Below are 23,809 nucleotides of genomic sequence, written 5' to 3'. Positions count from 1 at the left end.
TCATCGGGCGCGACCCGGCCTGGCAGCCGTCGTAATCCGGTCGTCCGGTGTCGGCGGCGGGCCCTAGCCTGCAGGCATGGCCTACGACGAAGACCTGGCCGGGCGGGTCCGCGATCTCCTCTCCGAGGAGCCCGGCGCGGCCGGCCACGAGCTGACCGAGAAGAGGATGTTCGGCGGGCTGGCCTTCCTGGTCGGCGGCAACATGGCGGTCGCCGCGAGCGGCCAGGGCGGGCTGATGGTCCGCGTCGACCCCGCCGAGGGCGAGGAGCTCGTCGCCACCACGCCGGCGTACCCGATGGTCATGCGCGGTCGCGAGATGAGCGGCTGGCTGCGGGTCGACAGCGACGACGTCGCGACCGACGAGACGCTCGGTGCGTGGGTGCGCCGCGGCGCGTCGTACGCCGCGACCCTGCCACCGAAGTGAGGTTGTTCTGGGCCGCGCTGCCCACCGAGGGCCGCTGGCTCCTGTCGACGGTCGCGATCCAGACCCTCGGCCGCGGCCTGACCCTGCCGTTCACGCTGATCTACCTCCACGAGGTGCGCGGCTTCGAGCTCGGCCTGTCCGGCACCCTGATGGCCCTGATCGCCGTGGTCGGGTTCGCGGTCACGGCGCCGGGCGGCGCCCTCGTCGACAGGTACGGCGCCCGGGCGGTGCTGCTGGTCGGGCTGGTCGCGATGATCGCGGGCAACCTGACCCTGGCCTTCGCCACCACGCCGGCCGTCGCGGCGCTCGCACTCGTGCTGATCGGCTTCAACTTCGGCGTCTCCTGGCCGGCGTTCAACGCCCTCATCGCCGCCGTCGTCACCGGAGAGCTGCGCCAGCAGTACTTCGGCATCAACTTCGCGCTCGTCAACCTCGGCATCGGCGTCGGCGGGGTGATCGGAGGCCTCTTCGCCGACGTCGACCGTCCCGGCACCTTCACGGCCATCTTCGTCGGCGACGCCCTCACCGGGCTCGTCCCGCTCGCTCTGCTCCTCGGGCCGCTGCGCCACGTCCACGGCCGGGCGGGCGTTCCCGAGGACGGGTCGGCGCCGGTCAGCGTGGGCTACCTGACCATCCTCCGGCAGCCGGCGGTGCGCTGGCTGACCCTGCTGACCTTCGTCGGGACCTTCATCGGCTACGGCCAGCACGAGGCCGGCTTCCCGGGCTTCGCCCGCCAGGCCGCCGAGGTGTCGACCCGCACCGTCGGGCTGGCCTTCGCGGTCAACACCGCGGTCATCGTCATCCTCCAGTTCTCGGTGCTCAACCGGATCAAGGGCCACCTGCGCACCCGGGTGATGATCGCGATGGCGGCCGTCTGGGCCGTCGCCTGGGGTCTGCTCGGACTGGCCGGCATCGTCCCGGGCGGCGCCGTCGCCGTCGCCGGCGTGCTCGCCTACATGGGCGTCTTCGCGCTCGGCGAGACCCTGCTGCAGCCGACCGTGCCGGCGATGGCCAACGACCTGGCCACCGACCACACCCGCGGCCGCTACAACGCGATCACCGCGGCGGCCTTCCAGGGAGGGGCGGTCGCCGGGCCGGTCGTGGCCGGGTTCCTGCTCGAGCACGACCTCGCGGCGGCGTACATCGCCCTCATGGTCGCGGGCTGCGTCGCGATCGCCCTCATGGCGCTCGTCCTCGAGCGGCACGTCCCGGCGGCGGCGAACGGACGGCCCACGGCGCCCGAGCCGGTCAGGTAGCCGACGCGGGGCCGGCGAACCACAGCGTGCGGTGGGTCCAGTTCCCCGGGCCCAGCCGCCTCCCCGAGCACACGACGATCACGACCCGGGGCGGCCCGTCGACCGCGTCCCAGCCGGGGAACCCGTCGCTCGCGAGCACCTCGGTCCGCTCGGTCACCGTGTAGCAGGCGACCTGCCTCCCGGCGCCCTTCCCGGCGGCCAGCACGATCCGGCCGCCGACGTCGAGGCCGGCGAGGAGCCGGTTGCCCATCGCGGAGCCGTCGGGCCAGGTGTGGGTGTTGAGCAGGACGTGTCCCTCGGCCGAGCCCGGCTCGATGCCGCCGCGGTCCCAGGCGAAGGCCAGCTTGTCGGAGACCGGAGGGACGCCGGGCACGCCCGCCGCGTCGCGCGGCAGCGCGAGCACCCGCGCCCTCCGCGCGACCCCGGGGACGGTGACCGCGGTCGGCACGAAGCCGGCGGTGGCGGGTCGCGCGCACGGGTCGACCCGGGGCGCGGGCGACGCGGTGGGCGTCGGTGTCGCCGAAGGGGTCGGTACGGCGGCCGGCCGCTCCGGCTCGTCACCGCGGCCGAGCAGCAACCAGGCGAGCAGCACGGTGAGGACAACGCTGACCACGCCCACCACCAGCGCTAGAGCGCGTCGCCGACTCCCCTCCTCCACAACCACTCCTCCATTGTCGCGGCAGTGTCGGTGCCGTGCGGGAAGATGACGGAATGGAGGACCCCCTGGCCCGATTCAGCGAGGCGACGCGGACCTGGTTCCGCGCGGCCTTCGCCGAGCCGACGCCTGCTCAGGCGGGCGCCTGGGACGCCATCGGGCGCGGCCAGCACACCCTCGTCGTCGCGCCGACCGGATCCGGCAAGACGCTCAGCGCCTTCCTGGCCGGGATCGACCGGCTGCTCACCACGGCACCGCCCGCCGACAAGCTCCACCGCACCCGGGTCCTCTACGTCTCCCCGCTCAAGGCGCTGGCCGTCGACGTCGAGCGCAACCTGCGTGCCCCGCTGACCGGCATCCGCCAGACCGCGGAGCGGCTCCACCCGGGTCAGTCGCTGCCGGACGTCACCGTCGGCATCCGGTCGGGTGACACCCCGGCCAATGAGCGCCGCCGCCTCGCGACCCGGCCGCCCGACGTGCTCATCACGACACCGGAGTCGCTCTTCCTCATCCTCACCAGCCAGGCCCGCGAGACCCTGCGGGGCATCGAGACCGTCATCGTCGACGAGGTGCACGCCGTGGCCGGCACCAAGCGCGGCGCCCACCTCGCGCTGAGTCTCGAGCGACTCGACGCCCTGCTCCCCCGCCCCGCTCAGCGGGTCGGGCTGTCCGCGACGGTTCGGCCGACCGAGGAGGTCGCCCGCTTCCTCGGCGGGATCGCGCCGGTCGAGATCGTCGCCCCGCCCGCCCACAAGGAGTGGGACCTGCGGGTCGAGGTGCCGGTCGAGGACATGACCGAGCTCGGCGAGGTCGTCGAGGACGACGACCCGACCGCACCCCCACGACGCGCGAGCATCTGGCCCCATGTCGAGCAGCGGGTGGCCGAGCTGATCGGCGAGCACCGGTCCACGATCGTGTTCACCAACGGCCGGCGCACGGCGGAGCGGCTCACCGCACGTCTCAACGAGATCTCCGCCGAGATGACCACCGAGGGGATCACGCCCCCCGCGCAGGTCATGGCCCAGTCCGGGGCGGCCGCCGGCGCTGCGCCGGTGCTCGCGCGCACCCACCACGGCTCGGTGTCGAAGGAGCAGCGCGCGCTGGTCGAGGACGACCTCAAGTCCGGCCGGCTGCCCGCGGTCGTCGCGACCAGCAGCCTCGAGCTCGGCATCGACATGGGCGCGGTCGACCTGGTGCTCCAGATCGCCTCCCCGCCCAGCGTGGCGAGCGCCCTCCAACGGGTCGGTCGCGCCGGCCACCAGGTGGGCGAGACGTCGCACGGCGTGTTCTTCCCGCAGCACCGCGGCGACCTCGCGCCCGCGGCGGTCGCCGTCGCGCGGATGCGCAGCGGCGGCATCGAGGCGCTTCGCGTCCCCGCCAACCCGCTCGACGTGCTCGCCCAGCACGTCGTCGCGGCCACGGCGGTCGACGAGTGGGACGTCGAGGAGCTCTTCGCCCTCGTCCGGCGCAGCGCGCCCTACGCCCACCTGCCCCGCTCGGCGTACGACGCCGTCCTCGACCTCCTCGCGGGACGCTATCCCTCCGACGAGTTCGCCGAGCTGCGCCCCCGCATCACCTGGGACCGGGTCACCGGAGTCGTCAACGGCCGCCCGGGTGCCCAGCGGCTCGCGGTCACCAGCGGCGGCACCATCCCCGACCGCGGGCTGTACGGCGTCTTCCTCGCCGGCGAGGGGACCAACCGTCGGGTCGGGGAGCTCGACGAGGAGATGGTCTACGAGAGCCGGGTCGGCGACGTCTTCGCGCTCGGCGCGACGACCTGGCGGATCGAGGACATCACCCACGACCGCGTGATCGTCACCCCCGCGCCCGGCGTGCCCGGCCGGCTGCCGTTCTGGAAGGGCGACACGGCCGGGCGCCCGACCGAGCTCGGCGAGGCGATCGGCGCCTTCACCCGCGAGCTCGCCGCCCTGCCCGATGCCGCTGCCGTGGCGCGGGCGCGTGAGGTGGGGCTCGACGACAACGCCGCCGCCAACCTCATCGGCTACCTCCGCGAGCAGGTCGAGGCCACACGCGTGCTGCCCAGCGACACGACCGTGCTGGTCGAGCGCTTCCGCGACGAGCTCGGCGACTGGCGCCTCGCGGTCCACTCCCCCTACGGCACCGCCGTGCACGCGCCGTGGGCGCTGGCGATCAACGCCCGGCTGCGGGAGCGCTACGGCGTCGACGGGCAGGCGCTCGCCGCCGACGACGGCATCGTGATCCGGATCCCCGACACCGACGCGGACCCGCCTGGCGCCGAGCTGATCGCGTTCGAGCCCGACGAGATCGAGGAGATCGTGACCCGCGAGGTCGGCGGCTCCGCCCTCTTCGCGGCCCGGTTCCGCGAGTGCGCCGCCCGCGCCCTGCTGCTCCCCCGGCGCGACCCCGGTCGCCGCTCACCGCTGTGGCAGCAGCGCCAGCGAGCGGCCGCGCTGCTCGAGGTCGCGGCCCGCTACCCGGCGTTCCCGATCGTCCTCGAGACCGTGCGCGAGGTGCTCAACGACGTCTACGACCTGCCCGGGCTGACCACCCTGCTGCGCCGGGTCGACCAGCGCGAGATCACGATCACCGAGGTCGAGACGACCCAGCCCTCGCCGTACTCCCGGACCCTGATGTTCGGCTACGTCGCCCAGTTCGTCTACGAGGGTGACTCCCCACTGGCCGAGCGGCGCGCGGCGGCCCTGACGCTCGACCAGGGTCTGCTCGCCGAGCTGCTGGGTCGCGCCGAGCTGCGGGAACTGCTCGACCCCGAGGTCCTCGCCGAGGTGGAGGCCGAGCTGCAGCGCACGACCCCCGAGCGCCGGGCCCGCGACCCGGAGGGCGTGGTCGATCTGCTGCGCCTGCTCGGCCCACTCTCCCTCGACGAGGTCGCAGCCCGCTCCCGCGAGGATGCGCCTGTCGGCGACTGGCTGGGCAGCCTCGCCGCCACCCGCCGTGTCGTCGCCGTCCGCATGGCGTACGGCGGCGCGTGGGCCGCGATCGAGGACGTCGCCCGCCTGCGCGACGGCCTCGGCGTGCCGGTGCCGCCCGGCACCCCGGCCGCGTTCACCGAGCCGGTCGAGGACCCCCTGGCCGACCTGGTCGGGCGCTACGCCCGGACCCACGGCCCGTTCACGGTCGAGCAGGTCGCCGTCCGGCTCGGACTCGGCGTGGCCGTCGTGCGCCACACCCTGCAACGACTCGAGGCCCAGGGCCGGGTGCTGTCGGGCGAGTTCCGGCCGGTCGGCGCGGGTGAGGAGTGGTGCGACGTCGAGGTGCTGCGCAGGCTGCGGCGCCGCTCGTTGGCCCGGCTGCGCCACGAGATCGAGCCGGTCGAGCCGACCACGCTGGCCCGGTTCTCGACCGCGTGGCACCAGCTCTCGACAGGCTCAACCACCGGTGGCGGCAAGGGACCCCGCGGTGTCGACGGCCTGCTCCACACCATCGAGCAGCTCGCCGGAGCGCCGATGCCCGCGAGTGCCCTGGAGTCCCTGGTGCTGCCGGCGCGCGTGCGTGACTACGAGCCGGCGCTGCTCGACGAGCTGACCGCGACCGGGGAGGTCGTGTGGGCCGGCCACGGCGCGCTGCCCGGCAGCGACGGGTGGGTGTCGCTCCACCTCGCCGACCGCGCTCACCTCACGCTGCCCCAGCCGGGGCCGGTCGAGGATCCGCTCCATCAGCGGGTGCTCGACGTGCTCGCGCCCGGTGGCGCCTGGTTCTTCCGGCAGGTCGCCGACCAGGTGGCCCGCGCCTGTGTCGACGCCGCCGAGGACGTCCCTCTCGACGAGGCCGTGAGTGCCGGGCTGTGGGCGCTGGTGTGGAACGGACACCTCACCAACGACACGCTGACCCCGCTGCGGGCGCTGACCCGCTCCGGCCGCGCCGCCCACCGCACCCGTCGCGCCCCTGCCCGGCCCGGACGGGTCTCCCGCACCGGGCCGCCGGAGACCGCCGGCCGCTGGGCGCTCCTGCCCCCGGTCGACGCCGACCCGACCCGGCGCGCCCACGCCGTCGCCGAGCAGCTCCTCGAGCGCCACGGCGTCGTGACCCGCGGCGCCGTCGTCAACGAGCGGGTGCCCGGCGGCTTCGCCGCGGTCTACAAGGTGCTCAGCGCGTTCGAGGAGGCAGGGCGCTGCCGGCGCGGCTACTTCGTCGAGGGGCTGGGCGCGGCCCAGTTCGGCACGGCCGGCGCCGTCGACCGGCTGCGCTCGTTCGCCGCGTCCGCGGGCGGCGAGGACCGGGACAAGCCCGTGGCCCTTGCACTCGCCGCGACCGACCCGGCGAACCCCTACGGCGCGGCTCTGCCGTGGCCGCACGCCGAGCGCGAGCAGGACGGCGCCGGGCACCGCCCCGGCCGCAAGGCCGGCGCCCTCGTCGTCCTCGTCGACGGGGCGCTGGTGCTCTACGTCGAGCGCGGCGGCCGCACCCTCCTCACCTGGACCGAGGCTCCCGACCTGCTCGCCCCGGCGGCCGAGGCGCTGTCCACGGCCGTGCGCCGAGGGACGCTGGGCCAGCTGACGGTCGAGAAGGCGGACGGCACCGCGCTGCTCGGCAGCGGCGGTCCGCTGCGCGACGCCCTCGCTGCGGCCGGGTTCGTCGCGACACCCCGAGGTCTCCGGATCCGTGCCTGAGGGCGACGCGGTCCGTCGTACCGCCGACCGGCTGGACCGAGCGCTCGCCGGCCAGACCCTCACCGGATCCGACCTGCGGGTCCCCCAGCTCGCCACCACCGACCTGACCGGCGCGATCGTCGAGCGCACCGCGACCCACGGCAAGCACCTGCTCACCCGGCTGGTCGCCGGCGACGGCACGCCCCTCACCCTCCACACGCACCTGAAGATGGAGGGCAGCTGGCGGGTGGTGGCGCCGGGCGCGCGCTGGCCCGGGCCCGCCCACGACGCCCGCGTCGTGCTCCGCAGCGCCCGCGCCGACGCGGTCGGGTTCCTGCTCGGCATCGTGGAGCTGCTGCCGAGCGCCGACGAGGGCTCCGTGGTGGGCCACCTCGGTCCCGACCTGCTCGGCGGCTGGACGCCCGACGACGAGGCGCAGGCGCTCGCCCGGCTGACCGCGGCGCCGGGCCGGGCCCTGGGCACGGCCCTCCTCGACCAGAGGGTCGTCGCGGGGCTCGGAACCATCTGGATGTCCGAGGTCTGCTTCGTCCAGGGACTCCATCCCCGGCGTCCGGTCGCCGACGTCGCGGACCCCCTCCGCCTGCTGCGCCGCGCCCGCCTGCTCCTGCGCTCAGGCCTCGAGCACGGGCAACCGCTCACCACGGGCGATCGGCGCAACCCGGTCTGGGTCTACCGGCGCCAGCGACAGCCCTGCCTGCGCTGCCGCACCACCATCGAGGCGGGGACCGTCGGCGAGCCGGGCCGGGAGCGGACGACGTACTGGTGTCCACACTGCCAGCCCGACGGACCGTGACCCTGGTCTCCTCCCCGCCGGAACACCGAGCCCCGGGTCGTTCGTTGTCCTGACATGCACCGCCATCACAACGGCCTCAAGACCGCCGGCCTCTTCGGCGCCATCTTCGCCCTGCTGCTCGCCGTCGGCGGCCTCATCTCGGCCGCCACCGGCAGCTCGGCGTTCATCTGGATCTTCGCCCTCATCGGTCTGGCGACGACGGCCTACGGCTATTGGAACTCCGACAAGCTCGCCATCCGGGCCATGCACGCCTACCCGGTCACGCAGGCCCAGCAGCCCGCGATGCACCGCATCGTGCAGGAGCTCTCGCAGCGTGCGGGCCAGCCGATGCCCGCCCTCTACGTCTCCCCGACGCAGGCGCCGAACGCGTTCGCGACCGGTCGCAACCCGGAGCACGCCGCGGTCTGCTGCACCGAGGGCATCCTCGGCCTGCTCGACGAGCGCGAGCTGCGCGGCGTGCTCGGCCACGAGCTGATGCACGTCTACAACCGCGACATCCTGACCGGCTCCGTCGCCGCTGCGATCGCGGGCCTGATCAGCTCGGTCGCGCAGTTCTTGGCGTTCACCTCGTTCTTCGGAGGGGGCAGCGACGAGGACCGGCCCAACCCGCTGGTCATGATCGCGACCGCCCTGCTCGCTCCCTTCGCCGCGTCGGTCATCCAGATGGCGATCAGCCGGACCCGGGAGTACGACGCCGACGAGGACGGCGCGCGGCTGACCGACGATCCGCTGGCCCTCGCCTCGGCGCTGCGCAAGCTGGAGATGGGCACCGCCCGCGCTCCGCTGGCGCCGACCCCGCAGCTGCAGAGCGCGAGCCACATGATGATCGCCAACCCGTTCCGGGCAGCCGACGTGCAGCGGATGTTCTCCACCCACCCGCCCATGCGGGACCGGATCGCCCGACTGGAGGCGATGGCGCGTCGCTGACCCGCCGGTCGAGCACCGGCCGAGACCGGGCGCGGACCAGGTCAGGCGGCGGAGGCCGCGACGACCGGGGCGCGGCGGGGCGCGATCGGCGTGGGCGCGGCGGCCACGAGGGCGGCCTCCTCGAGCGCCACCGCGTCGGCGACCTCGCGCAGCACGTCGGAGAGCGGCATCTCGAGCGCGTCGCACAGCGAGGCGAGCAGCTCCGAGGACGCCTCCTTCTGGCCGCGCTCGATCTCGGAGATGTAGCCCAGGCTCACCCGAGCCGCTCCGGAGACCTCACGGAGGGTCAGCCCGAGGTCGGTGCGGCGACTCCGCAGGATGTCACCGAGCGATCGGCGGAAGAGCACCATCGCGAACTCCTCTCCGTGGGGCTGGTGGGCGGCTGGTCGAGTTCCTGGGCACAACGCTACCCGAGCGCCGAATCTTCCGCTGGCTGCCCAGCCTTTGAGCACGCCGAGTCGATGGCCTCGGCGAGGGCGGCGACGGCGGCGTCGACGGTGGAGTCCTGGATCTCGGAGCGATCGCCGGACAGGTCGAGCTCGATCGCCTCGGTCCCGGAGGGGCCGGCGAGTCCCACGAAGACGGTGCCGACGGGCTTGCCCTCCTGCGTGTCGGGTCCGGCGACGCCGGTCGTGCTCAGTGCGTAGGCGGTCCCCAGCAGCCGACGCGCACCGTCGGCCATGGCCCGCGCACACTCCGCCGACACCACGCCGGAGGAGTCGACGACGTCCTGGGGGACGCCGAGGACCTCGACCTTGATGTGCGTCTGGTAGCTCACCACGCCGCCGGCGTACACCACCGACGAGCCGGGCACGTTCGTCAGCCGCGCGGCCAGCCGCCCGCCGGTCAGGGACTCCGCTGTCGCAACGCTCGCGCCTGCATCCCGCAGAGCGTGGACGAGGGCCTCCGCCGGTGACTCCATGACCGCAATCGTGTCATGTGCCTCCGACAGAGACCCTCCGTCCCCGGTCAGTTCACGGCGCTGGCCTCAGCCGTGGCTCAGCGCCGCACCACGACGATCCTCTTGACGATCGTGGCCGCCTCCAGGCCGGCACCGCCCAGGTAGACGATCTTGACCGACTTGTCGCCCACGGAGGTGAAGGGCTCGAGCCGCACCCTCGCCTTGCCGTCGACCACGCTCACGATGCGGGCCGGCTGGCCGGTGGCCTTGACCTTGACCTGCCCGTTCACCGGCCTGCCGTCGTCGGCGACCACGGTGACCTTGACCCGCGCCCTCGTCCGGTCGACCTTGATCCTCTTGCCGGGCCTGATCTTCGCGCTCAGGACGGCGGTTCCGTCGACGACCTGGACCGGCACCCTGGCGGTGGTGCCGGTCTGGGCGCCCACGAGGGTCAGGGTCCGGGTCCCCGCCGGAGTGGAGGACGGCAGCGCGACGTCGATCGCGGCCTTTCCGGTCTTGTCGATCGCAGCGACACCCACCGTGTTGTCCAAGGTCGCCCTGCCGAGCAGGGCCCCGTCGAGCCTCACCTCGATCTCGGAGTCCTTCACGTCCGTCGCGTTGGACAGGCTCCACGACTCGACAGCGAACGTGACGCGGCCGCCCGCCCGATAGGCCCGGGCCACGTCGTGCACCTCGACGGCCCGCTGCGAGTAGTCGACGGGCAGCGCCGCACCGCCGGTCTGGGTGTGGGTGGACATGTAGTGGGTCATCGCCTGCAGGTCCGTGACGCCCCACTGTGCGGCGTTCTTGCCGTTGGCGAGCTCCCAGAACGAGTCGCCGCCGCCGGCGAGGAACGCGTTCACCGTCACCGAGTAGGTCCGCGCGAGGTCGATCGGCTCGCCGTTGAGCCACATGCCGGTCACCGTCCCGGACCACGTGTCGACGCTGCCCCCACCCTGCACCGGTACGGCGAGCGCCGGGACCTCGCGGTAGGTGTAGGTGAACCCCTTCGAGACGCCGAGCCGCAGGAAGTACCGGGTCAGTCCCGACGGGATCTGCGTTCCGTCGGCGGTGCGCGACCACTGCTGCTCGAGGACCTTCTTGATCTGTGCTCCGGTCAGGTCCATGTTGACCAGGCCGTTGGCGAAGGGCTGCACGTTGGCGGCCTGGCGATAGGTCAGGTTGCGCGTCCCGTCGGTCAGCGTCCCCTCCATCTCCGCGCGCAGTCCACCCGGGTTCATGAACGCGATCTCCGCGCCGCCCTGCTCGACCGGGGTCTCGGCGCGCTGCACCTCGGCGACCAGGTTGCCGAGGGTCGACTCGCCGCCGCGGTTCTCGGTGGTGCCGTCCGCACGCTTCGCCCGGTTGAACGGACCCTGGATCGGTCCGAGGACCTGGTTGCCGATCGGGGTGGCCACGTCGATCGCGTCCTGCACGATCGGGGTGACGGCCGGATCGGGCGTGTATGTGGTGCAGCCGGTGCCGTTGCTGCACGTCTTGAGGTTGAGGATCTGGTGCGTCTGCGCCTGGACGTCCCCGGTGTCCGGGTCGACCGTGAAGACCAGCTTGTTCAGCTTCTCGCCGTACTGTCCCGCGGAGACGACCGGCCGGTTCTTCACCGCCCGGTCCGCCCAGGCGGCGACCGGGAACTCGCAGTCGTAGGCCAGATGGGTGTGCCCGGAGATGATCGCGTCCACGTCGGGCGAGATGTTGTTGACGATGTCGGCCCACGGGCCCGACGTGGTCATGGTGGCGCAGTTGGTCGAAGGCGCTCCCTCGTGCACCAGCATCACGACGAGGTCGGCGCCCGCGTCGGTGACGAGGCGGGTCGCCTCGGCGTTGACCGAGTCGACGATGCTCTCCACCTCGATGCTCGCGATCCCGGTCGGGGACACGAGCGTGGGCAGCGCCTCGGTGACCGCGCCGACGAACCCGACCTGGACGCCCGCCATCTCCTTGACCCAGGACGCCGGCACGGCCGGGTCACCGGTGGCCCGCAGCTTGAGGTTGGACGCGATGTACTCCCACTCCGCCCCACCGTCGGGGTTGGTGGTCGGGTCGTAGGCCGCCATCACCCGGTTGATCAGGTCGTCGTAGCCCTGGTCGAGCTCGTGGTTGCCGACCGCCGAGACCTCGAGGCCGGCCTCGTTGAGCGCGTCGATCGTCGGCTTGTCGTTGGAGACGAACGACTCGAAGGTCGAGGCACCGATGAGATCGCCCGCGGCCGCGAACACGGTGTTCGGGTTCTCCGCGCGCAGGCCCTTGACGGCGGCCGACATGATCGCGGCGCCGGCGGCGGCGGAGTTGGGCTCGTTGATGATCCGACCGTGGAAGTCGTTGGTCCCGATGATCTGGATCTCGACCGGATCGGCCGCCTTCGCCGGCGCCGGGCTGAGCGCGACCAGGCCCGACAGGGCCACGGCCGCTCCGAGAGTGCCGACGAGGGCCTTCTGGGTTGGATTCATGAGTTCACTTCCGGGTCTTCGAGGTGGACATGCAGGTCGTTCGGGTGCGCATCACGAGTGTCCGCCGGCGCCGCGGGTCACCGGTCCGACCGGCGCGGACACCGCCGTGGCGTCCTCGAGGTCCGGCGCCCGGGCCGTGACGGCGACGGTGATGACGGCGCCGGCCAGGCGACCCGTCAGCCGGAGCCGGGCGTCGGTGGCGCCGGCGATCGGTACGCCGTCGGCGTACCACTGGAAGCTGACCGCGCTCGGGGACGGGGTCCAGGTGCCGGCGTCGGCGACGAGCTGCCGGCCGACGCGAGCGGTGCCCCACACCGTGGGCGCCTCCGTGTTGACCACGGCCGTCGGCGCGGGCCGATCGATGCCGATCACCTCGGGGTTGTGGTCGGAGGCTCCGAAGGGACTGCTCTCGTAGAGGTCGGTGCCGACGTAGTTGTAGCGCGAGTACTGGTTGAAGACCGTCTCGTTGGCGTTGGTCTCCCAGATGTCGACGCCGCTGACCATCTCCGCAGCCGCCGGGTTGGCCAGGACGTGGTCGAGCGAGCCCGACTGGCCGTCGAAGCTGTAGGAGTGCTTGCCCTCCGCGACGAGCTGCTCGTAGCCGGCGGCGGCGAGGACCTGCATCGGGTCCTCCTGCGAGTAGGAGTTGAAGTCGCCGGTCAGGAAGACCGCCCCGACGCCGCGCGCGGCGGCGAAGTCGCCCGCGAAGTCGGCGAGCTCGGTCGCCTGCGCGATCCGGTCCGGGTTGGCGTTGCCCTGCCCGGTGCCGTCGTTGACGCCCGAGCCCTTGGACTTGAAGTGGTTGACGATCACCGCGAACCGGTCCCGCTCCGCGCCGCCCACCGGCTGGAACACCGCGGCGAACGGCTCCCGGGCGTTGTCGAAGGCGGTGGTGCCGAAGCGCATCTCGGCGTCCCCGACGACGGTGACCGCGGCCGGCTTGTAGATGAAGCCCGTCCGGATGACGTCCTGCAGCGCCTTGTTGGTGTCGCTCGACGCGTCCGCGGGCGAGCGGACGTAGTCCCAGGTGCCGGCGCCGGCGTCGGCGTTGAGGGCCGTGACCAGCGCGCCCAGCGCCTCGTCCCGGTCGGCGTTGTCGACCACCAGGCTGTTCTCGATCTCCTCGACCGAGACGATGTCGGCGTCGATGGTGTCGATCGCGCTGACGATCTTCGCCTGCTGGCGCTCGAAGTTGGTCGCGTCCCACGCTCCGCGAGGTCCGGAGCCGGGGCACTGGTTGACCGCGACCGGGTCGCCTGCGCGGTCGACGTACGCCGTGCAGCCGCCGTAGTCGACGCCGAGGGTGGTGAAGTAGTTGAGCACGTTGAACGTCGCCAGCTTCAGGTCCCCGCCGACTGCGGCGGGCGCCGCCGGCCGGTTCTGCTCGAAGGTCACCTTGCCGGTCGGCGCCCCGACCACCTGCGAGGTGGGCTGGACCTTCCAGCCGAAGCGGTAGTCGAGGACCACCGGCTGGTCGAAGGTCACGCCGGCACCCACCCGCACGTGGTGGTCCCGGGTGAGCCAGGGCAAGGGGAGGTCCTTGCCTGCGGCGGTGTTGCTGGTGTTCCAGTACGTCGTGGTGGAGCCGTCGTCGAGGATCACCCGGTGGGCGTTGTTCCACCGGGTGCGCGCCACGATCGCGGCGGTGTCCTGCGCGTCGATGATGTCCGTCGGCGTGATGAGCGGCTCGTCGGAGTTGGCCGCGAGGCCGATCTCGCCGAAGTGGCTGCTCGATCCGGAGCTCGGCGGGTTGTACGCCGAGCCGTCGTAGACGTCGGTGACGGTGTACGCGCCGGTGGGGGCGAAGAGCTCGCCCTCGGCGGCCTCACGTGCGCTCTCGAGCTCGGCCGCGCCGAGGCACCCGGTCCCGGGCAGGGCGCAGTCCGTGCCGGGAAGGACCGGCTTCGGGACGACCGTGCCGAGGCTCGCGATCTCGGTGACCTGTCCGCCGGTGACGTCGATCTCCGTGAGGGATCCGAACTCCTTGACGGTGCCACTGACCCGCACCGAGTCACCGACCACGATCCCGGCCGGCACACCGCCGAAGACGAAGACGGCGTCGGAGCGCTCGGGGGTGTCGGCGCCGGGGGTCTGGATGTAGAAGCCGTTGAACCCGCCGGTCGGGTACGCCGCCGTCACCACGCCCTCGGTGGTCACCGCGGTCGTGGCGAGCGGGCTCGACGCACCGCTGCCCTGGATGTCGGCGATGGCGACGGGAGTGCCCGGGTCACCGGGGCCACCGGGGCCACCCGGGCCCCCCGGGTCGGTGCTGCCGGCGTATCCGTTGGGCAGGCCGCGGCTGTGGGCCGCGGGCGCTGCCCAGCCGCCGTCGACCTTGCGCTGGACGGAGTCGGTGCCCGGCGTCGTGTTCGACTCGACACCGGCGCCGGTCTCCGTGGCGTCGACGGGGGCGGGCGACGTCCCGAGCGTCGCCGTCATCGCTCCCTCGTAGGAGACGAACTCCACGACCGCGCCGCCGGCGTTCAGCAGCGCGATGCCGTCGGGCGCACCGTTCTGGAGGATCCCGCCCGAGACGACCGGGTAGCCCACGACCTTCGTGCCCCAGCCGCCGGACTGGTCGGCCACGGATCCGCTCAGCGTGTCGGTGCGGTAGGCCGCGCCGGTGGCGCCGTTGACGAGGACCACCTGCCAGCCGTCGAGGCTGGTGCCCGCCGGAGCGGTGACCTCGACGAACTCGCCGACCCCGCCGGCGTCGTTGGTCGTGCTGTCGTCGTAGTGGAACTCCGAGAGGAACACGCCGCTGACGGCGTGTGCGGGGCCGGCGCCGAGAGCGGTGAGGCCCGACGCTGCGAGCGCTGCACCGAGAGAGCCGAGGAGGAACTGCTTCGCTGAACGCATGGACACTTCCGAGGGGTCGTCAAAGCGGCAGGGACAGCCGGTCGCGCGCCCGAGAGAGGAGTGCCGCGAGAACGGGGGGAAGGGTCCTTAACCTAAGCCGGGTCCGCGCAGGACTGGCGAGGTGCCGAGGAAATCGAGGTGACGAATCAGCGACGTGACGACGTCAGAATTTGCCCTTGCGGGGTCGAGCAAGGCGCGATCTAACGCGGCTCAAGCCTCCACGCGGCGGCGGATGGTGTGCCGCTGCTTCCACACGTCGCGGAAGAACTCGTAGCCCGACCAGAGGGTCAGCGCGAAGGCGACCAGCAGCAGAGCGATCGCGACGACGTAGGCGACCTCGCCGGGGATCTCGAGCCAGCCCACCTCGTCGCCGACCTCGAGGAGCGGCAGGGTGAGGAAGCCGAGCGCGAGCGCCTGGGCGGCGGTCTTCCACTTGCCGCTCTTCGCCGCGGCGATGACGACCGCCTTGAGGATCGACAGGCGCAGCAGGGTGACCGCCCACTCGCGGACCAGGACGACGATCGTGATCGTCCACATCCACCAGGTGTCCATGATGATGGACAGGCCGATGAAGGCCATGCCTGTGATCGCCTTGTCGGCGATGGGGTCGGCGATCTTGCCGAAGTCGGTGATCAGGTTGCGGGCCCGGGCGATGTCGCCGTCGACCTTGTCGGTGATCATGGCGACGACGAAGATCGCCCACGCGACGCTCCGCCACAGGATCGAGTCGCCGCCGTCGTAGAGCAGCGCCCAGCCGTAGAACGGCACCAGGACGATGCGCAGCGTCGTCAGCGCGTTGGGGAGGTTCCAGTTGCTCGGCGGGCTCGGCCGCGCCGCGGCGGGGGTCTCCCCCGTGCTGGTCCCGCTCATGCCAGTCCTCCTGCCGGTTCGGCGATCAGGTCCACGCCGTCGGTGGCGACGACCAGGGCGCGCACGAGGTCGCCGACGCGAGCGTCGGGTACGCCGAGCACCCGGGTGGTGCCGTCGACCTCGGGGCCCTGCTGGGCGGCCCGGCCCTCGACGGTGCCGTCACCGGCGCCGTCGGGGTCGACCTCCTCGACGAGCACCTCGACGGTGCTGCCGATCCGCTCCTCGGCGCGCTGCGCGGTGAGCTCGGAGACGAGGTCGTTGAGGTGCTGGACCCGGGCGCGGATCTCGTCTTCGTCGAGCTTGCCGTCGAGCTTCTCGGCCTCGGTGCCGTCCTCGTCGGAGTAGCCGAACACGCCGGTGACGTCCATCCGCGCGGCGACGAGGAAGTCGCACAGCGTCTGGAACTCCTCCTCCGTCTCGCCGGGGAACCCGACGATGACGTTGGAGCGGACGCCGGCCTCGGGGGCGAGGGCGCGCACCTGGTCGAGCAGGCCCAGGAAGCTCTCCGGGTCGCCGAAGCGGCGCATCCGCCGCAGCACGGTCGCGCTGGCGTGCTGGAAGGACAGGTCGAAGTACGGCGCGACGCCGGGGGTCGTCGCGATCACGCGGACCAGCCCCGGGCGGGTCTCCGCGGGCTGCAGGTAGGAGACCCGCACCCGCTCGATGCCGTCGATCGCGGTCAGCTCGGGCAGGAGGGTCTCGAGCAGGCCGAGGTCGCCGAGGTCCTTGCCGTAGGAGGTGGAGTTCTCCGAGACGAGGAAGAGCTCCTTGACGCCCTGCCCGGCGAGCCAGGCGGCCTCCTGCAGGACGTCGGAGGGGCGGCGGCTGACGAAGGAGCCGCGGAACATCGGGATCGCGCAGAAGGTGCAGCGGCGGTCGCAGCCGCTGGCCAGCTTGAGCGGCGCCATCGGGCCGCCGTCGAGGCGGCGACGGATCGCGGAGCGGCCGGGGATCGCGATCTCGACCTCCGTGTCCGCGTCGGCGCCGAAGGAGGAGGGGTCGACGGCCGCCTGGCGCTCGGCGGGGCTGATGGGCAGCAGCAGGCGCCGGTCGCGCGGCGTGTGCGGGTGCGGACGCTCGCCGGCCAGGATCGAGCGCAGCCGCCCGGAGATGTCCTGGTAGTCGTCGAAGCCCAGGACGGCGTCGGCCTCGGGCAGCGAGTCGGCGAGCTCCTCGCCGTACCGCTCGGCCAGGCAGCCGACGGCGACGACAGCCTGCACCCGGCCGCCGTTGTCGGCGGAGGCCTTGAGGTCCGCGGCGGCGAGCAGGGTGTCGATCGAGTCCTTCTTGGCCGCGTCGACGAAGCCGCAGGTGTTGACCACGACCGTGTCGGCGTCCTCGGGGTCCTCCACGAGGGTGAAGCCGTCCGCGGCGAGTCGGCCGGCCAGCTCCTCGGAGTCGACGTCGTTGCGCGCGCACCCGAGGGTGAGCAGCGCGACCGAGACGGGGTTGGTGGGTGTGCTGGTCATGTCCCAGCGAGGATACCGGCGGGCGCGCGCCCGCCGGGATTCCTCGGCGTTGTGATCGCCGTCAGGGTGCGAGGAGCGTCTTGGAGACCTCGGCGCCGGTCTCCCCGAGCGCCTGCGCCTTCTTGCCACCGATCGCGTAGGTCACCGAGCCGTCCGAGCTCCAGATCCGCACCGGCGGCACCACCTTGAGCTCGGAGGTCTGGCCGAAGGCCAGATCTCCGTCGAAGACGATCTCTCCGGCGGCGTCGCGGATCACCAGCTGCGCTCCCCCACCGGCGGCGACGAGGGTGACCTTGACCGGGTCGCCCTTGGCCGCCGCGGCCTTGGAGATCCCGCCGCTCTGGTTGAGGACGGGGGTGTCGCTGACCGGCTCGGGACCGCCCATGACGAGCTGGGCCACCGACCACACCAGGACCACGCCCATGACGGCGGCGACGATGACCGACCAGTTGCGTCCGCCGCGGGTGCTGCGGATCCCGCCGCCCGCCGCGGTCGCCAGCTCGGCCTCGAACACCCGGCGCGGGTCGACGGGGGCGTCGGCGTAGGTGTCGTCGTACGCCGCGACGAGGGGGCCGGCGTCGATGCCGAGCACCCGCGCGAGGGTGCGCAGGTGGCCGCGGGCGTAGAAGTCGCCGCCGCAGGGGGCGAAGTCGTCGACCTCCATCGCCTCGATGACGTGGGGGCGGATCCGGGTGCGCTCGGAGAGCTGATCGATGGTGAGCCGGAGCCGATCACGGGCGGCGGTCAGCTCGGGGCCGATCACCGGCTGCGCGGCGGGACGCACGGCCAGGTCCTCGAGTACGACGGTGACCGATCCGGTGTCGGCGGGAACCGACGTCTCGGCGGGTCCGCGGACCAGCGCGGGACGCTCCCACTCGACACGGGCGGCGCGCAGGGTGGGCCGGTCCGGCGCGGGGGGCTCGTCGTCCTCGACGGCGTCGATCTCGTCGGTGGACTCGGTGTCGCCGGAGAGGACGACCTCGCCGGTGTCCTCGAAGTCCGCGGCGTCCGTGCGGGGGTGGACGGCGTCCCCTCCGGAGAGGCCGCCGGCCACCCGGGCCGCGATGCCGCGGCGCACCGGCGGAGCCGGCGGCGTCTCCTCGGTGTGGAGGTCGCTCAGGTGGGGCACCGCGTCGTCGCGCTCCGGCGCCTCCTCCGACGTCTCGGCCATCTCGGGGACGACCTCGACCACGTCGGCGCGGCCGTCGGCGAGCTCGGCGAGCACGTCGCTGAGCGAGCCGGTGTCGACGCCGACCACGCGCGTGGCCAGCGTCAGGGGCACGACGAGCTGCTGGTCGTCGTACCCGTCGACCAGGATGTGCCCGTCGCGGACCAGGCCACGGCGCGGGAGGTGCTCGAGGCAGTCGATCTCCGGCCAGGCGATGCCCCGCCAGGTGGCGCCGTGGCGCAGGCGCACGCCGTGCTCGTCGGCGACGAGGAGCGGCGCCCTGCCGTCGACCAGTGCGGCGAGGTGGGCGACGGTGACCAGGATCAGCACCCCGAAGGACAGCCAGTCCAGGGTCGTTCCGCCGCCGAAGGCACGGACCGCGAAGGCGATCGTGAGCAGGGCGGCGAAGCCGGCGACGGTGGCGGAGAGGGAGACGTTGCGGCGGACCTCGATCCGCGGGCTCCCGGTGGTGTCGGTCGTCTCGCTCATCTGGTTCACGCCTCCCCTTGGATGGTCATGATCACGGCATCGATCTCGTCGGGCTTGACCAGCACGTCGCGAGCCTTGGAGCCCTCGCTGGGTCCGACGACGCCGCGGCTCTCGAGGATGTCCATCAGGCGGCCGGCCTTGGCGAACCCCACGCGGAGCTTGCGCTGCAGCATCGAGGTGGACCCGAACTGCGTGGAGACGACCAGCTCGATCGCCTGCACGACCAGGTCCATGTCGTCGCCGATGTCGTCGTCGAGGACCTTGTTGGACGCCGCCGGCGCGGTGACGTCCTCGCGGTAGTTGGGCTCGAGCTGGCCCTTGCAGTGCTTGACGACCTGGTGGATCTCCGGCTCGCTGACCCACGACCCCTGGACCCGGATCGGCTTCGAGGCGCCCATCGGCAGGAACAGTCCGTCACCCTGGCCGACCAGCTTCTCGGCGCCGGGGGTGTCGAGGATGACGCGGCTGTCGGCGAGGCTGGACGTCGCGAACGCCAGACGGGACGGGACGTTCGCCTTGATGAGGCCGGTGACGACGTCGACCGAGGGGCGCTGGGTCGCCAGCACCAGGTGGATGCCGGCGGCACGGGCGAGCTGGGTGATCCGCACGATCGAGCCCTCGACGTCGCGCGGCGCGACCATCATCAGGTCGGCGAGCTCGTCGACGATGACCAGCAGGTAGGGGTACGGCGTCAGCGTGCGCTCGCTGCCCGGCGGGACCTCGACCTTGCCCTCGCGGACGGCCTTGTTGAAGTCGTTGATGTGGCGGAAGCCGAAGTTGGCGAGGTCGTCGTACCGCATGTCCATCTCGCGGCAGACCCACTCGAGCGCCTCGGCGGCCTTCTTGGGGTTCGTGATGATCGGCGTGATCAGGTGCGGCACGCCCTCGTAGGCGTTGAGCTCGACCCGCTTGGGGTCGACCATGATCATCCGCACCTCGTCGGGCGTGGAGCGCATCAGCACCGAGGTGATCATCGAGTTGATGAAGCTCGACTTTCCGGATCCGGTGGCGCCGGCGACCAGCAGGTGCGGCATCTTCGCGAGGTTCGCCACCACGAAGCCGCCCTCGACGTCCTTGCCGAGGCCCGCGACCAGCGGGTGGTGGTCGTTGCGCGCCACGTTGGAGCGCAGGACGTCGCCGAGGGAGACGATCTCCTTGTCGCGGTTGGGGATCTCGACGCCGACCGCCGACTTGCCCGGGATCGGGCTGAGGATCCGGACGTCCTCGGAGCCGACGGCGTAGGAGATGTTGCGCTGGACGCCGAGGATCTTCTCGACCTTGACGCCCGTGCCGAGCTCGATCTCGTAACGGGTGACCGTCGGTCCGCGGGTGTAGCCGGTGACCTGGGCGTCGACGTTGAACTCGTCGAGCACGGTCTGCAGCCGCTCGACGACCTCGTCGCTCGCCTTCGACCGCGCCTTGTGGGGGTCTCCGGGCTTCAGTGCGGTGGCGTCCGGCAGCGTGTAGACGATGTCGCCGGACAGGGCGAGCTGCTCGACGCGCTGCGGCAGGTCGGCGTGCGGCGGCGGCTCGAGCTCGCCGGTCTCGTCGTCGGCGTCCACCGACGTGGTCCGCTCGGCCAGGCGACGGGCGATGAGCGCGTTCGAGCCCGCCTCGGGGTCGATCGGCTCGTCGTCGACGAGGGGCACGTCGATGGGCTCGAGGAGCTCCATCGACTCCTCCGTGGGACTCGGCTCCTCGTCCTTCTTGCGGCGCCGCTTCTTGGGCTCGGTGAGGACCGGCGAGTCGTAGGCAGGGTCGCCCATCCGCTCGAAGGTGTCGTCCAGGTCGGCCCGGGCCGCCCGGTCGTCCGCGCCGTGGTGGCGCCCGAGCAGCAGGTCACCGAGCTCGCGCAGCCGGTCGGGCACCCGGTAGAGCGGTGTCGCGGTGATGACGAGGAGGCCGAAGCACGCCAGCAGGGCGAGAAGGGGTACGACGACCGCGGGCGCCCGGAGCAGGTCGAGCAGCAGGGCCGAGACGACGTAGCCGATCGCGCCGCCGCCCTCGCGCAGCGGCAGGGTGTCGCCCTGCACGGGCTGCGGGCTGCCGTTGGCGATGTGCACGATGCCGAGCAGGCCGAAGGAGAAGGCGCTCCAGCCGATCACCTGACGCCCGGCGGGACCGTTGCCGACGGGGTCGCGCATGACGCGCCAGCCCGCGGCGAGGACGAGGAGCGGCACGAACCAGCCGATCTTGCCGACCGAGCCGGACACCGCGGCACGGGTGAAGTCCATGACGCCGCCGGGGACCTCGAACCACACCGCGCCCGTGATGACGAGGGCGACCGCGACCAGGAGCAGCCCGAAGCCGTCGCGGCGCTGCTCGGGGGCGATGTCGCGGGCGCCGTGGCCGACGCCGCGGGTGACCGCGCCGATGGCGTGCGCGAAGGCGAGCCAGAGCGCGACCACTCCCCTGCCCAGGGCGGTGAAGGCGCGCAGCACCGGCCCGGGGCCCGTGCGCACGGCACGCGGAGCCGGACGCTTGGCCGCGGTCGACTTCTTCGCGGGTGCGCGCTTCGTGGGGGTCGTACTCCGGGTACGCGAGCTGGCTGTCTTCTTCACGCCGGAGCGGGAGGAAGAGCTGGTCCTGCTGCGCGACCCCGGCGGGGAAGACGTACGGGTCGCCATGACACCAAACCTAGGCGATCGTCACTCCAGTCACAGGGACCACACGGGGTGTGTCGTCAGGCCTCGACGACCACCGGGATGATCATCGGGCGACGCTTGTGGGTGTTGCTCACCCAACGGCCGATGGTGCGGCGGATGACCTGCTGGAGCTGATAGGTGTCGGTGCTGCCCTCGTCGAGGGCGCGGTTGACCGCGTCGACGATGGGCTGCTTGATCGGCTCGAAGTCCGAGTCGGCCCAGGCATGCCCGCGGGCGTGGATCTCGGGCCCGGCGGAGACCTTGCCGGCGACCGAGTCGACGACCACGATGACCGAGACGAAGCCCTCCTCGCCGAGGATCCGGCGGTCCTTGAGCTCGGACTCGGTGACGTCGCCGACGGACTGGCCGTCGACGAAGACGTAGCCGCACTCGACCTTGCCGACCACCTTGGCGACGCCGTCGACGAGGTCGACGACCACGCCGTCCTCGGCGTACACGACGTTCTCGACGCCGGTCTGCTTGGCGAGGTCACCGTTGGCGAGCATGTGCCGGACCTCGCCGTGGACGGGCAGCACGTTGCGCGGCTTGACGATGTTGTAGCAGTAGAGCAGCTCACCGGCGCTCGCGTGCCCGCTGACGTGGACCAGCGCGTTGCCCTTGTGGACGACGTGGGCGCCCAGCCGGGCCAGCCCGTTGATGACCCGGTAGACGGCGTTCTCGTTGCCGGGGATCAGGCTGGAGGCGAGGACGACGGTGTCGCCCTCCTGGAGGTGCACGAAGTTGTGGGTGCGCTGGGCGATCCGGGCGAGGGCGCTGAGCGGCTCGCCCTGGGAACCGGTCGAGATCAGCACCTGCCGCTCGGGCGCGAGGTCGGCGAGCTCCTTGGCCTCGACCATCACGCCGGGCGGCACGTGGAGATAGCCGAGGTCGCGGGCGATGGCCATGTTGCGCACCATCGAGCGGCCGACGTAGGCGACCTTCCGGTTGTGCTTGACCGCGGTGTCGAGGATCTGCTGGACGCGGTGCACGTGGGAGGCGAAGCAGGCCACGATGATGCGCTGCTTGGACTCGGAGAAGGCCTGCTCGAGGACCGGCGTGATCCGCTTCTCGGCGGTGGTGAAGCCGGGCACCTCGGCGTTGGTGGAGTCGGTGAGGAAGAGGTCGACACCCTCCTCCCCCAGACGCGCGAAGGCGCGCAGGTCGGTGATCCGCCCGTCCAGCGGGAGCTGGTCCATCTTGAAGTCGCCGGTGTGGAGCACCATCCCGGCGCCGGTGCGGATCGCGACGGCGAGGGCGTCGGGGATCGAGTGGTTGACCGCGACGAACTCGAGGTCGAAGGGACCGAACGAGATCCGGTCGCCCTCCTTGACCGTGTGGAACGGCGTCTGGCGCAGGCGGTGCTCGCGGAGCTTGGCGTTGAGCAGCGCGAGGGTGAGCTGGGAGCCGACGAGCGGGATGTCCTGGCGCTCGCGCAGGAGGTACGGCGTCGCGCCGATGTGGTCCTCGTGCCCGTGGGTCAGCACGATCGCCTCGATGGCGTCGAGGCGGTCCCGGATCGCCGCGAAGTCGGGGAGGATGAGGTCGACGCCCGGGTGGTGGTCGTCGGGGAAGAGCACGCCGCAGTCGACGACGAGCAGGCGGCCGTCGTACTCGAAGACGGTCATGTTGCGGCCGACCTCGCCGAGACCGCCGAGGGGGATGACGCGCAGGCCGCCCTTGGGGAGCTTCGGCGGGGCGGAGAGCTCGGGGTGCGGGTGCGACATCAGAGCAGGCCCGCCGCGACGAGGCCCGTGCGGAGGTCGGCGACCTCCGCGTCGTCGAGCGCCATCAGGGGCGGTCGCACCGTCCGGTTGGCGAGGACCCCCGCGAGCTCGAGCGCCGCCTTCGCGGTGGTGGCGCCGTAGTTGGGCACGCCCATGATCGCCTCGAAGGCCGGGATCAGGCCGGTGTGGATGCGCAGCGCCTCGGCGTGGTCGCCGGAGAGGAAGGCGTCGATCATCGCCCGCAGCTGGCTGCCGGCGACGTGGCCGACCACGGAGACCAGGCCGGTGGCGCCGTAGGCGAGGTAGCCGAGGGTGTTCGCGTCGTCGCCGGAGTAGACCGCGTAGCCGAGGTCGACGAGCTGCGCGGCGCGCGACAGGTCGCCGGTCGCGTCCTTGACCGCGATGACCGTGTCCCACTCCGCCGCGGCGGCGTAGGTCTCGAGCGCGATCTTGGTGCCGGTGCGGCCGGGGACGTCGTAGAGCATGACGGGCACGGCCGCCGCGTCGACGACGTGGCGGAAGTGGTTGAGCACGCCCGGCTGGCTGGGCTTGTT

16 protein-coding genes are annotated in these 23,809 nt (G+C 72.6%); 5 read left to right on the top strand and 11 right to left on the bottom strand.

The genetic code is table 11. From position 1 onward, the window contains the following. Positions 1-76 precede the first annotated feature (76 nt). Positions 77-424, top strand: a complete 348-nt coding sequence (locus tag FHP29_RS11060; RefSeq protein WP_139623301.1) for a TfoX/Sxy family protein — start codon at positions 77-79, stop codon at positions 422-424. After that, positions 376-1,680 (top strand): MFS transporter, encoded by a 1,305-nt coding sequence (locus FHP29_RS11055; RefSeq protein ID WP_139623300.1) that lies wholly within the window; start codon positions 376-378, stop codon positions 1,678-1,680. The genes FHP29_RS11060 and FHP29_RS11055 overlap by 49 nt, the downstream gene beginning before the upstream one ends. Here the strand turns inward: FHP29_RS11055 and FHP29_RS11050 are convergent. Next, positions 1,673-2,293 carry a class F sortase gene (locus FHP29_RS11050; protein WP_139622935.1) on the bottom strand — a complete coding sequence of 207 codons (621 nt, stop codon included), beginning with the start codon at positions 2,291-2,293 and terminating at the stop codon, positions 1,673-1,675. The two genes, FHP29_RS11055 and FHP29_RS11050, sit on opposite strands and share 8 nt — an antisense overlap. 98 nt (positions 2,294-2,391) lie before the next feature. Here FHP29_RS11050 and FHP29_RS11045 point away from each other — a divergent pair, with 98 nt between their 5' ends. From FHP29_RS11045 to htpX, 3 genes are read left to right on the top strand one after another with little or no spacing between them, the layout of a single operon-like run. After that, complete coding sequence (locus FHP29_RS11045) at positions 2,392-6,945, top strand: ATP-dependent helicase (RefSeq protein WP_139622934.1); 4,554 nt, start codon at positions 2,392-2,394, stop codon at positions 6,943-6,945. Further along, a complete protein-coding gene (locus tag FHP29_RS11040; protein ID WP_139622933.1) occupies positions 6,938-7,738 on the top strand; it encodes a DNA-formamidopyrimidine glycosylase family protein in 801 nt (266 codons plus the stop codon). The genes FHP29_RS11045 and FHP29_RS11040 overlap by 8 nt, the downstream gene beginning before the upstream one ends. A 54-nt stretch (positions 7,739-7,792) precedes the next feature. Next, a complete protein-coding gene (htpX, locus tag FHP29_RS11035) occupies positions 7,793-8,665 on the top strand; it encodes a zinc metalloprotease HtpX (RefSeq protein ID WP_139622932.1) in 873 nt (290 codons plus the stop codon). A gap of 41 nt (positions 8,666-8,706) precedes the next feature. Here htpX and FHP29_RS11030 read toward each other — a convergent pair whose 3' ends face one another. The 10 genes from FHP29_RS11030 to FHP29_RS10985 form a co-directional block, all read right to left on the bottom strand. Next, positions 8,707-9,015, bottom strand: coding sequence for a helix-turn-helix domain-containing protein (locus tag FHP29_RS11030; protein WP_139622931.1), 309 nt, complete (start codon positions 9,013-9,015; stop codon positions 8,707-8,709). 56 nt (positions 9,016-9,071) lie between these two features. Continuing rightward, a complete protein-coding gene (locus FHP29_RS11025; RefSeq protein WP_139622930.1) occupies positions 9,072-9,587 on the bottom strand; it encodes a CinA family protein in 516 nt (171 codons plus the stop codon). 77 nt (positions 9,588-9,664) lie between these two features. Further along, positions 9,665-12,031 carry a bifunctional metallophosphatase/5'-nucleotidase gene (locus FHP29_RS11020; RefSeq protein ID WP_139622929.1) on the bottom strand — a complete coding sequence of 789 codons (2,367 nt, stop codon included), beginning with the start codon at positions 12,029-12,031 and terminating at the stop codon, positions 9,665-9,667. Between the two features lie 51 nt (positions 12,032-12,082). Beyond that, on the bottom strand, positions 12,083-14,890 hold the full coding sequence (locus FHP29_RS11015; RefSeq protein ID WP_139622928.1) for an ExeM/NucH family extracellular endonuclease: 2,808 nt from the start codon (positions 14,888-14,890) through the stop codon (positions 12,083-12,085). Positions 14,891-15,100: 210 nt separating this feature from the next. Continuing rightward, positions 15,101-15,760, bottom strand: a complete 660-nt coding sequence (locus FHP29_RS11010) for a CDP-alcohol phosphatidyltransferase family protein (protein ID WP_139622927.1) — start codon at positions 15,758-15,760, stop codon at positions 15,101-15,103. Next, positions 15,757-17,229 (bottom strand): 30S ribosomal protein S12 methylthiotransferase RimO, encoded by a 1,473-nt coding sequence (gene rimO, locus FHP29_RS11005; RefSeq protein WP_139622926.1) that lies wholly within the window; start codon positions 17,227-17,229, stop codon positions 15,757-15,759. The genes FHP29_RS11010 and rimO overlap by 4 nt, the downstream gene beginning before the upstream one ends. 61 nt (positions 17,230-17,290) lie before the next feature. Next, a complete protein-coding gene (locus FHP29_RS11000) occupies positions 17,291-18,886 on the bottom strand; it encodes a helix-turn-helix domain-containing protein (RefSeq protein ID WP_139622925.1) in 1,596 nt (531 codons plus the stop codon). A gap of 5 nt (positions 18,887-18,891) precedes the next feature. Continuing rightward, complete coding sequence (locus FHP29_RS10995) at positions 18,892-21,513, bottom strand: FtsK/SpoIIIE family DNA translocase (RefSeq protein WP_139622924.1); 2,622 nt, start codon at positions 21,511-21,513, stop codon at positions 18,892-18,894. Positions 21,514-21,569: 56 nt separating this feature from the next. Then, positions 21,570-23,255 carry a ribonuclease J gene (locus FHP29_RS10990; protein WP_139622923.1) on the bottom strand — a complete coding sequence of 562 codons (1,686 nt, stop codon included), beginning with the start codon at positions 23,253-23,255 and terminating at the stop codon, positions 21,570-21,572. Then, the coding region (locus FHP29_RS10985; protein WP_240044441.1) for a dihydrodipicolinate synthase family protein at positions 23,255-23,809 on the bottom strand (555 nt) is incomplete at its 5' end. The genes FHP29_RS10990 and FHP29_RS10985, both read right to left, overlap by 1 nt.

Origin of the sequence: Nocardioides albidus (assembly GCF_006335005.1) — a bacterium.
Classification (GTDB): domain Bacteria; phylum Actinomycetota; class Actinomycetes; order Propionibacteriales; family Nocardioidaceae; genus Nocardioides; species Nocardioides albidus.
Note: the sequence above shows the minus strand (reverse complement) of the source record. Positions and strands in the feature narration are given on the sequence as shown.

Excerpts from the sequence above, each read along its gene's own strand:
- FHP29_RS11060 (WP_139623301.1), top strand. The coding sequence starts at position 77 with ATGGCCTACGACGAAGACCTGGCCGGGCGGGTCCGCGATCTCCTCTCC.
- FHP29_RS11045 (WP_139622934.1), top strand. The coding sequence starts at position 2,392 with ATGGAGGACCCCCTGGCCCGATTCAGCGAGGCGACGCGGACCTGGTTC.
- htpX (WP_139622932.1), top strand. The coding sequence starts at position 7,793 with ATGCACCGCCATCACAACGGCCTCAAGACCGCCGGCCTCTTCGGCGCC.
- FHP29_RS11030 (WP_139622931.1), bottom strand. The coding sequence starts at position 9,015 with ATGGTGCTCTTCCGCCGATCGCTCGGTGACATCCTGCGGAGTCGCCGC.
- FHP29_RS11025 (WP_139622930.1), bottom strand. The coding sequence starts at position 9,587 with ATGGAGTCACCGGCGGAGGCCCTCGTCCACGCTCTGCGGGATGCAGGC.
- FHP29_RS11020 (WP_139622929.1), bottom strand. The coding sequence starts at position 12,031 with ATGAATCCAACCCAGAAGGCCCTCGTCGGCACTCTCGGAGCGGCCGTG.
- FHP29_RS11015 (WP_139622928.1), bottom strand. The coding sequence starts at position 14,890 with ATGCGTTCAGCGAAGCAGTTCCTCCTCGGCTCTCTCGGTGCAGCGCTC.
- FHP29_RS11010 (WP_139622927.1), bottom strand. The coding sequence starts at position 15,760 with ATGAGCGGGACCAGCACGGGGGAGACCCCCGCCGCGGCGCGGCCGAGC.
- rimO (WP_139622926.1), bottom strand. The coding sequence starts at position 17,229 with ATGACCAGCACACCCACCAACCCCGTCTCGGTCGCGCTGCTCACCCTC.
- FHP29_RS11000 (WP_139622925.1), bottom strand. The coding sequence starts at position 18,886 with ATGAGCGAGACGACCGACACCACCGGGAGCCCGCGGATCGAGGTCCGC.
- FHP29_RS10995 (WP_139622924.1), bottom strand. The coding sequence starts at position 21,513 with ATGGCGACCCGTACGTCTTCCCCGCCGGGGTCGCGCAGCAGGACCAGC.
- FHP29_RS10990 (WP_139622923.1), bottom strand. The coding sequence starts at position 23,255 with ATGTCGCACCCGCACCCCGAGCTCTCCGCCCCGCCGAAGCTCCCCAAG.